The organism is Aurantimonas sp. C2-5-R2 (assembly GCF_036549495.1).
Taxonomy (GTDB): domain Bacteria; phylum Pseudomonadota; class Alphaproteobacteria; order Rhizobiales; family Rhizobiaceae; genus Aurantimonas; species Aurantimonas coralicida_A.
Genome location: NZ_JAZHLJ010000112.1, coordinates 1 through 8549 on the forward strand (window position 1 = coordinate 1; position 8549 = coordinate 8549).

At 60.8% G+C, this 8549-nt stretch carries 7 protein-coding genes and 3 pseudogenes; 5 read left to right on the top strand and 5 right to left on the bottom strand.

Annotation, left to right across the window (positions count from 1 at the left end):
• Positions 1 to 150: 150 nt before the first annotated feature.
• Complete coding sequence (locus VQ044_RS22685) at positions 151 to 741, bottom strand: IS110 family transposase (protein ID WP_331827792.1); 591 nt, start codon at positions 739 to 741, stop codon at positions 151 to 153.
• On the opposite strand from VQ044_RS22685, the pseudogene VQ044_RS22690 reads away from it, so the two are divergent.
• A pseudogene (locus VQ044_RS22690) lies at positions 735 to 1301 on the top strand (IS630 family transposase). The gene VQ044_RS22685 and the pseudogene VQ044_RS22690 overlap by 7 nt on opposite strands.
• A gap of 136 nt (positions 1302 to 1437) precedes the next feature.
• Here the strand turns inward: VQ044_RS22690 and VQ044_RS22695 are convergent.
• From VQ044_RS22695 to VQ044_RS22705, 3 genes are read right to left on the bottom strand one after another with little or no spacing between them, the layout of a single operon-like run.
• Entirely contained in the window at positions 1438 to 1944 is a 507-nt protein-coding gene (locus VQ044_RS22695; RefSeq protein ID WP_327649806.1) for a LeuD/DmdB family oxidoreductase small subunit, read from the bottom strand.
• Positions 1945 to 1956: 12 nt separating this feature from the next.
• A complete protein-coding gene (locus VQ044_RS22700) occupies positions 1957 to 3213 on the bottom strand; it encodes a 3-isopropylmalate dehydratase large subunit (protein ID WP_327649805.1) in 1257 nt (418 codons plus the stop codon).
• 16 nt (positions 3214 to 3229) lie between these two features.
• Positions 3230 to 4630 carry an MmgE/PrpD family protein gene (locus VQ044_RS22705; RefSeq protein ID WP_327649803.1) on the bottom strand — a complete coding sequence of 467 codons (1401 nt, stop codon included), beginning with the start codon at positions 4628 to 4630 and terminating at the stop codon, positions 3230 to 3232.
• 254 nt (positions 4631 to 4884) lie between these two features.
• Between VQ044_RS22705 and VQ044_RS22710 the strand changes: the two genes are divergently transcribed.
• Positions 4885 to 5616, top strand: a complete 732-nt coding sequence (locus VQ044_RS22710; RefSeq protein ID WP_327649801.1) for a GntR family transcriptional regulator — start codon at positions 4885 to 4887, stop codon at positions 5614 to 5616.
• 92 nt (positions 5617 to 5708) lie between these two features.
• A pseudogene (locus tag VQ044_RS22715) lies at positions 5709 to 6886 on the top strand (enolase C-terminal domain-like protein).
• A gap of 93 nt (positions 6887 to 6979) precedes the next feature.
• Here the strand turns inward: VQ044_RS22715 and VQ044_RS22720 are convergent.
• Positions 6980 to 7435: pseudogene (locus tag VQ044_RS22720) on the bottom strand (IS6 family transposase); the annotation flags it as partial.
• Positions 7436 to 7514: 79 nt separating this feature from the next.
• Between VQ044_RS22720 and VQ044_RS22725 the strand changes: the two are divergent.
• Together VQ044_RS22725 and VQ044_RS22730 are read left to right on the top strand one after the other, a co-directional pair.
• The gene (locus VQ044_RS22725) at positions 7515 to 7904 is read left to right on the top strand and encodes a helix-turn-helix domain-containing protein (RefSeq protein ID WP_327649799.1); all 390 of its coding nucleotides are present in this window, start codon (positions 7515 to 7517) and stop codon (positions 7902 to 7904) included.
• 6 nt (positions 7905 to 7910) lie between these two features.
• The gene (locus VQ044_RS22730; RefSeq protein WP_327649810.1) at positions 7911 to 8498 is read left to right on the top strand and encodes an IS30 family transposase; all 588 of its coding nucleotides are present in this window, start codon (positions 7911 to 7913) and stop codon (positions 8496 to 8498) included.
• Positions 8499 to 8549 lie beyond the last annotated feature (51 nt).

The window sequence follows — 8549 nt, forward strand, 5'->3', positions numbered from 1 at the left end:
CACCACGTCCACATCCTGACGATGAACGGCGACAGCTATCGCCTCAAACAATCCGCCGGATCGCGCAGGGCCGCCGCCACGGCGGAGCAAAACCAGGCCACTGCCGACGCCTTCGATCCCGAGACCGGCGAAATCACCGACCCCTGATCCTCAGGACATCCTCCACGACACAGGAAAGGGCCCGATCGGGCCCTCTCCTGTGTCGTGCCCCTCACGCCAGTGGCCTGCTTTTACTCCGCCCCACTGGCCCGGTTTTGCTCCGACGTTGACAAGATTCAGCGGCAAATCGGCCCCCAAATGCCGCGTCAGTGGCTTCGTGGGAATGTCCCGATCTCTGTTGAAACTCTGAAGTGGGCGGCGTTGCCCGCCTCGAGCCGTTAGGCTCGGGGTGCCGATTCCACTGAGGAGAGCAACGCCATGAAGAAAGATATCATATTGCCNTTCGGCAATTGCCAGCGCATCGTTCCAATCATTCTTCTGCGCTTTTGCGAAGGGCCGCACGCTCTCCGGGGTCAGCAGCTTGACGTCATGTCCCATCGCGATCAGTTGGTGGGCAAGCCAATGCGCGCCTGAACACGCCTCGAATGCAACGCGCAGGCACTCGCGGCGCCGATCACCGAAAAACGCCAGCAGCCGCGAACGGGTAAATTGCTTTCGCAGCACGATGTCGCCATCGGTGCCAAGGCCGACGACGTGGAAGCTGTTTTTGCCGATATCGATGCCGATTTGCTTGAATGTCATGTCATGCCTCCTTGTTGAGACGGCGAAAATATCCGCCGAGGAGGAGGCGAACCATCCCACAAGACGAGGCTCGCATAGGCCAAAAGAACAAGGTCACCCGCCGCCGGGCTCGTCGCGGCACGCGGCCCTCGGCCCCGTATGATCAGCGCACCATGTGGGCCTACATCTTCGGCGCCATCTGCCCGAAGAAGGGCAAGGGCGCCGGTCTCGTCCTGCCCTATTGCGATACCGAATCAATGAACCAGCACCTTCAGGAAATCTCCAGGGCCGTCGATGCCGGTGCGCACGCGGTCCTGATCCTCGATCGGGCCGGCTGGCACTCGACGCCGAAGCTGAAGGTGCCGGACAACATCACCCTCTTGTTCCTGCCGCCGCGAGCCCCCGAGTTGAACCCGGTGGAGAACGTCTGGCAGTTCATGCGCGACAACTGGCTGTCGAACCGCATCTTCGGCGATTATGACGACATCGTCGCCCACTGCTGAGACGCTTGGAACAAGCTCATCGATCAGCCCTGGAAGATCATCTCCATCGGACTGCGCGACTGGGCCCATGAGTACTGATCAGCGCCCGTTGGTATCAGACGCATGAATCAGGTTCTGATGGCCGCGCCTGCCGCGCCTTGCGATCGCTGCCTTGTGCTCCGTTTCGCTGCATATCTTGCAGCGAAATGTTGCGGCTGCAACTATTCACGCTTCGCTACGACGCTGGCGCCGCAACAGTCTTTGCCGCCACGTATGCCATCAAGCCGCCGTGCCGGAGAATGCTGAGGACGATCGGCGCGGGTGGCTGCCCTTTCAAGCTCGCCTTGCCCCCGCTGAAGGACAGCAAACCGTTCTCGATATCCACCCAACCGTCTCTGCCTTGGGTTCTGTCCGCCACATCCTCCTTCACGACGATCAGTGGCAGGCCGATGTTTACGGCGTTGCGGTAAAAGATACGCGAAAAGGATTTGGCAACGACGCAAGACAGCCCAAGGCCTTTCAGCCCAAGCGGCGCATGTTCGCGCGAACTTCCGCAGCCGAAGTTCCAGCCACCGACGACGATGTCGCCTTGGGAGATGCGCCCCGGCCAATCCGGGTCGATGCCGGACAAGGCGTGCTTTCCGAGGTCTTCGGCCGTACGAAGGGCCAAATAGCGGGTCGGCATGATCTGATCGGTGTCGACGTCGTCTTTGAAGAACCATGTTCTGCCTTGATGCCACACGATCCGGCCCTCTCAGAGATCATCCGGGCTGGCGATGCAACCCTTGACTGCGCTGGCGGCCGCGATGACTGGGTTGCAGAGATACGTTTCGCTCTTCAGCGATCCTTGGCGCCCGGGAAAGTTTCTGTTCGATGTCGCAAGACAGCGTTCTCCTTCCGCCAGAACGCCGGCCTGCGCTCCAATGCAGGGCCCGCAGGTCGGCATGGAAAAGGCTGCGCCCGCCGCTAGGAAAATCTGCGCCAGACCCTCTTCGACCGCTTGTCTGTGAATTTGGGCAGTAGACGGAATGACGATGACACGGAGATCGTCAGCGACCTTGCGGCCCTTAAAAATCTCGGCAGCCGCTCTCAGATCGTGCATCCACCCGTTGGTGCAGGATCCGATGTAGACTTGATCCAGATGCAAACCTTTTACATCGCGCCAGGATGTCGTGTTGCTGGGCAAGAATGGCGCTGCGACGACGGGCTCCAGTTCATCGATGTGGATGACGATCTCTTCGGAGATCGCTGCATCTGCATCACCATGGACAGCTTCGTAGGGGCGCTTGGCAATCCTGTCGACATAGGCGAACGTCTTGGCGTCAGGCGCGACGATAGCGTTTTGCCCGCCCGCTTCGATCGCCATATTGGTCATCGACAGCCGCTCTTCGACCTCCAATGCGTCGATTGGCTCGCCGCAGAACTCCATGGCGGCGTTGTCAGCGCCCGCCACACCGATCTTGCCGATTGTATGAAGGATCAGATCCTTGCCGGTGACCCAAGAGCGAAGTCTTCCCACATAGCGATAGCGGATGGTTCGCGGCACTTCGAGCCAAGTCTTTCCCGTCGCGAGAATCGCAGCGATGTCCGTGCTGCCCATGCCTGTCGAATAGCAGCCGATGCCTCCCGCCATGCAGGCATGCGAGTTGCCTCCAACGATCAGATCACCGGGCAGCGTCTGACCAAGTTCGATGGCGAGCGCATTGTGGATTGCTGCGCTGCCCATCTCGTATAGTCTGATGCCGTAGCGCTTGGTGAGTTGGCGAATAAGTTTGAGGATTTCCGCCGTTTCAATGCTGTGAGCCGGAGCATTGACCATGGCGGTCACGAACACCCGGTCACGATCGAAAACCTTTTCAATCCCATGCTTTTCGAGGAGGCCGAGCGTTATCGGCGAGCCGAGATCGTCCGACCATGTCTGGTCCACTGCGACATCCACATATTCGCCGGGCCGAACGACATCGCGCCCGGCATGACGGGCAATAATCTTTTCGGTAATGGTCTGTTTCACCGCTCGCGTTCCCAGATCAGACGACGGCGCGAAGCTTCGGCGCCGATCCGCCGATTTCAGGAAGCATCGCGCTGACGTTATCTACTGTTTGAAGGTCGGCAAGGCGTGCCACCAGCGTGTCGATGGAACTTTCGTCCATCACAAGAGAAAGCAGGTCCCTAGCTTTCTCCTCGACACGCGAAGCTGGAACAGGATTTACCCATTCACCAAGCGGCATGTCGCTCGATCCGACCAGACAACGGCCATCGGCAGTTTCGATCGTCACCTCAGCTGTCCACTTGTCGGGGAAGCCTTCATTGAAGGCTGGTTCTTCAACAACTTCGACTCGGCTCATCAATTCGCGAACCGACCGATCGGAAAGTCGCTTCGCGGTAAAAGCCTCAAGTCCGACCCGACGATAGATGATGGCATTTGCTACCATGAATTGGACGCTGAACTTCGCCTTATAGGCGCTCGGCGGATTCGGGTCGTCGATCGTTATGGACGAGTTGGTTGGCAGCTTGACAGTGACTCGTTCGATGTCTTTTGCTGTGAGATCGCCAGCCTCCACGATACGCAGCGTCTGATCGATCGTCACATGTCCGTGGCGGCAGCAGGCATGGATCTTGTAGCCGTTCTCGACCACCTTGAAATAGCTCCCAAGCCGGTCGGTGATACGGTCCCAGTCGACCTGATCGGACATGGTGGCGATGAAACCGCGCTCGCCCTCGATGATGTCGACCGATCCGGTGAAGCCCTGGGCCGCGAGATTCGCGGCGATGACGCCGTTCATGCAAGACTTGCCGGGGTGGAGGACCTTGGTGTCATCCCCGATCTTGAGATACTGCCAGAGACCAGCGGCCTGACTGCCGGCATTTCCGAGAGCCCATTGCGTCTGCAGGACATCGAGATTCATCAGCTTGGCGCATGCTGCGGCTGCGCCGAATGTTCCCACTGTCCCTGTGGAATGGAATTTCCCATAATGCGATGCGGCGATCGCCTCGCCGATCCGATATTGGACATCAAAGCCCACGACCAAGGCCCCAATGAGCTGCTTGCCATCTGCGTTCAGTTTCTGCGCAACGGCGACGGCTGCGCCGATCATCGCGACGCCGCCATGCACGATGGACGGCAAATGGATGTCATCCAGCTCGATCGTGTGTGAAGCGGTGCCGTTGGCAAAGGCCGCCCAGGTCGCTGAGGTCGCAGTCCCGTCATTGAAGAGGGTCGATTCCGGATTGGCCCTTTCGGCCCTTGCCACCGCCGCGGCTGCGATGCCCTGTCGGGTGCGGCTGCCGACGGCAGCGACCGCAATCCAGTCGATAAGGGCCGTTTTCGCCGCTTCGATCACCGTCGAGGGCAACTGCTCGTAAGCAAGGCGAGCGGCATATTCGGCCAGGAGCCGAGTGGCTTCGGGTCTCGCAATCGAAACGGTCATGTTCCCACCTTCATCATTGCGGATGTCCCGATCGAGAGCTTCGGTGTCCGAATGTCACTCATTTCCTGCCATGTTCGGGACATCGTTAGCTTTGCCGGACGCCGCTGCGCGGATAGGCTCATTGCTTTTTCGAAGCACATGTACGAACTTACATGTTGTTCGTACAAATGCAAATTCATAGGATTTTGAGTGTCCAGCGGTCGGGCATCCGCGGTCATGGACGCACTCACAACACCGCGGCAAAGGAGGCGGAGATGACGGAACCTCTTTATGCAAATCTGGCCCGCGATCTCCATGCGGCGATCACGAGCGGCATTCACCAGCCCGGTAGTAAGCTGCCGGGCGAGCACGAGCTTGCGGCAATGCATAGCGTTTCCCGGGCGACTGTCCGCGCGGCCCTCAGTCTGCTGGAAGGCAATGGGCTGGTCGAGCGGCGGCGCGGGGCGGGGACGCTCGTCCTGGAGCCTCGCCCGCCCGCTGGTTTCGGTCAGTCTGTTCTTTCGATGGAGGAACTTATCCACTACGCGCGCGATACACGGCGCATCGTCCGTTCGGTCGAAAATTTGGTGGCCGACAAATCCGTGGCGGCGAGTATCGGCGCGACGCCCGGATCGCGTTGGCTTCGGATTGCCAGCATACGTGTGGATTCCGCACGACCGCGAAAGCCGATATGCGCAAGCTTTGCCTATATCGATGAAGGCCTGTCCGAAGTCCGTGATCATCTTGCGGACGAGACGAGCGCCCTATGCGATCTCCTATCCAGAAACTGTGGCGTTCACGTCAAGAACATCAAACAGGAACTGCAGGGTGCGATTATCCATGATGCTCTCGCCGAGCAGCTCTACGTGCTGGTCGGCTCACCAGCGCTCAGAATACTTCGGCATTACAGAGATGCCGCGGGATGGATTTTCATGATCACCGTAAGTCTGCATCCGGCTGATCGATTCGCATACCGGATGCAATTGGATAGATGTGAGCCCGGATGACCCGCATAGTCTCATGTCCGCATCTCACCTCCCGGGTTGTCGCGGCTGCGTGATCTCCGAAGATCCTCAAGCAACTCAAGGGATACCCCTCCATGCGCATCATCGACGTCCGTGAACGAGCGATTCCGCTCCAGGCAAACATCACCAACGCGGTGGTGAACTTCGCCGAGCACACGGTCTCGCTCGTCGCCGTGGTCAGTGATGTGATGCGCGAGGGAAAGCCGGTCATCGGCTTTGCTTTCGACTCGATCGGCCGCTTCGGCCAGAGCGGGCTTCTGCGGGAGCGTCTCATCCCGCGTCTGATGGCCGCCGCGCCACAGGACATTCTCGATGGCGAGGGAAAGCTATTCGACGCCGATAAGGTGTTGCGCGTCGTCATGCGCAACGAAAAGCCCGGCGGGCACGGGGACCGCGCCCATGCCGCGGCAGCACTCGAACTGGCGATCTGGGATCTTAATGCGAAGCTTCTTGGAATTCCGGCGTGGCGGCTCATTGCGGAACATTTCGGAATCACGCCGCGAACGGCGATGCCGGTCTATGCGGCAGGAGGCTACTATTACCCGACGGATAGCCATGGCCGACTGAAGGATGAGATGCGCCGCTACCGCGACCTCGGATACACCCAATTCAAGATGAAGATCGGCGGGGCCGATGTTGCCGAAGACATGGCGCGGATCGAGGCGGCGGTCGCCGTTGTCGGCGACCCCGCCCATCTTGCCGTGGACGCCAATGGCCGTTTCGACCTGGAGACGGCGCTCGCCTACGGTTTCGCGATGCGCGATTTCGGCCTGCGCTGGTACGAGGAACCGGGCGATCCGGCGGATTACGCGCTGATGGCAAGGCTTGCCGAGAATTATCCGCACCGGCTCGCCACCGGCTCGCCACCGGCGAGAACCTCTTTTCCGAACGCGACGTGCGCAATCTCGTCCTCTTTGGCGGCCTGCGTCCAGGGCACGACCTGTTCCAGATGGATCCCGGCCTGTCTTACGGGCTTGGCGAGTTTTGCCGTATGGTCGCCACCATGGAGGAGAACGGCTTTTCCCGGCGTGACCTGCATCCGCATGGCGGCCACATGCTCGCTCTGCACATCGTCGTTGGCTTGGGGTTGGGTGGCTCGGAAAGCTATCCCGGCGTCTTCGCACCGTTTGGTGGCTATAGTCCCGGCTGCCGCGTCGAGGGCGGCACGGTCGCACCGACAAATGCGCTCGGCTTCGGCCTTGAGGAGAAGCCCGACCTCTATCCGCACTTGCAAGAGCTCGCGCGCGCCTGAGCACATTTCCCGATGTCTAAAGCCTGTTATGGCTTGAACCGGCGCTGTCACGTTGTTTGAAATATAGCCGCGTGAAGTTGGCGCCGCGCTTGTTCAGGCGAGCCGTGCACTTACGGTTTCCCACTCGGGCATGGCCTGACGTCGGTGATTTCGGATTTGTGCAGCGGAGCGGTTGGTCTGGGATGGGACGAAGAGGTTTCGGACGGCGGAGAAGATCGACACGAAATATTGCAATGAGCCGACCGACCGGAAACCCTTCCGCGTTCGCTCGCGCTTTCGAAATGGCAGGTGAGAGTTCTCCGCCCGGTTGTTCAAGCCTTTGTGTGAGCGGTGTTCGACGGCGGGCATGACCTGGCGTTTGGCCGCACCATAGGAGCGCAGCTTGTCGGTGATCATGCGCTTTGGCGGCAGACCCTGCTTCTTCAGAAGTCGTGCCAGCAAACGCTTGGCGGCCTTGGTGTTGCGGCGCGTCTGGACGATCTCGTCGAGCCCGTAGCCGTCCTGATCAACCGCTCGCCACAACCAGCATTTCCGGCCGTTGAGGCGCACTGGGTGAGTTCCATCGTGAAGCGCAACACCGCGGGCGGATGATGTATCCGTCTGTCTCGAAACGGAGAACGGTGTTGCCATGTCAGGATACAGCCACCTCACGGCCGAGGAGCGTGATCGGCTCGCGGATCTCAGGGCCGACGGCCTGTCGCTTCGGGTGATCGCCAAGGCGCTCGGCCGCGCGGCGTCGACCATCTCGCGCGAGGTCCGGCGCAACGCGCTGGACAGCGGCGTCTACCGGCCGCACGTGGCCGACGGGGCGTACATGCTGCGCCGCCAGCGGACCGCGGCTCTGGAGACGGACACGAAGCTCGCGACCTATGTCACGGACCGATTGGTCGAAGGCTGGGCTCCGGAGCAGATCGCCGGACGGCTGCGGCTCGGGATCGAGACCGGCCTGCGGGCTGTCTGCACGGAGACGATCTACATCTGGATCTATCGCGCCGCGCAGAAGACGGAACGGCTCTGACGGTTCCTGACCCGCCACCATGCCCGGCGCAGGAAGCGCCGCGCCCGGGCCTCTCGCGACACGATCGCGGAGAAAATCCATATTTCTCAGAGATCTGACGACGCTGACACGCGCGCGACGGCAGGCCATTGGGAGGCTGATCTGGTGATCTGCAAGCGCTCGCGTCCGGTCCTGGTGCTGCACGAGCGCAAGACCCGGATCACGCTGATGTCGCGCTTGGCGGGCAAGACCGCCGCCGAGACGATCGCCGCGATGACGGCCGCCTTCCGGCGCCTCGACCCCAGGATGCGCGGCTCGGTCACCTTCGACAACGACACCTGTTTCGCCCGCCACATGCTGCTGCGCGGGATGCTCTCGGCCACCACATATTTCTGCGACGCCTACGCCAGCTGGCAGAAGGGCGGGGTCGAGAACGCCAACGGGCGGATCCGACGATGGCTCCCGCGCGGGACCGACCTCGACGCGATCAGCGAGCAGGACATCCAGGAGATCGCCATGACCATCAATCTCACCCCGCGCAAATGCCTCGCATACAGATCTCCCGTCGAGGCCTTCCCAGGGGAATCGCATTTGGGATTTGGCGTATCGCTTTGAGCTGAAATGGATTCGGATGTCGGCCTTTGCGAAAGGAGCCGCCGATGTCCT